This is a genomic window from Staphylococcus sp. HMSC62D11 (assembly GCF_001839145.1).
GTDB lineage: Bacteria > Bacillota > Bacilli > Staphylococcales > Staphylococcaceae > Staphylococcus > Staphylococcus lugdunensis.
This window is the reverse complement of the sequence record NZ_KV840186.1, coordinates 1-585: the sequence shown is the minus strand read 5'-3', so window position 1 is coordinate 585 and position 585 is coordinate 1. Positions and strand designations below refer to the sequence as shown.

Below are 585 nucleotides of genomic sequence, written 5' to 3'. Positions count from 1 at the left end.
CTTTTGTGATTGGCGTTACTTTTGGTTCATATTTACTACTATCTGGATTTCCAACTTTTACAGGTACATTGACATGATCTTTTGTGCCATCTGGATATGTCACTGTCACTGGTACTGTGTATTCTCCTGGTGTTTTACCGTTCGGTAATGTACTTGGATCATCTACACTTACTTTTGGTGCTGGTTTATCACTTGGATAGTTTGGCACGGTCACTGCTTTTGTTACGTCATCCGTTGTTGTCGGTGTACCAAAATCTTTTGTGATTGGTGTCACTTTCGGTTCATATTTTCCGCTATCTGGATCGCCAACATTAACAGTAACATTGGTATGGTCTTTTGTACCATCTGGATATGTTACTGTTACCGGCACTGTATATGTGCCCGGTGTTTGACCATTTGGCAATGTGCTTGGATTATCTACTGTTACTACTGGTGTACCTTTCGAGCTTGGGAAACCTGGTACCGTTACTGCTTTTTGGACTTCATCTGCTGTCGTTGGCGTACCAAATGATTTAGTAATTGGTTTAGTAGTTGGTTCATATTTGTCTTTATCTGGTTGTTCTTTCACTGTTACTGGCACATCCA

At 40.7% G+C, this 585-nt stretch carries 1 protein-coding gene; it reads right to left on the bottom strand.

Translation table 11 applies throughout. The features are described from left to right. On the bottom strand, positions 1-585 hold a 585-nt coding region (locus HMPREF3267_RS06380; protein WP_256323867.1), incomplete at both ends, for a Rib/alpha-like domain-containing protein.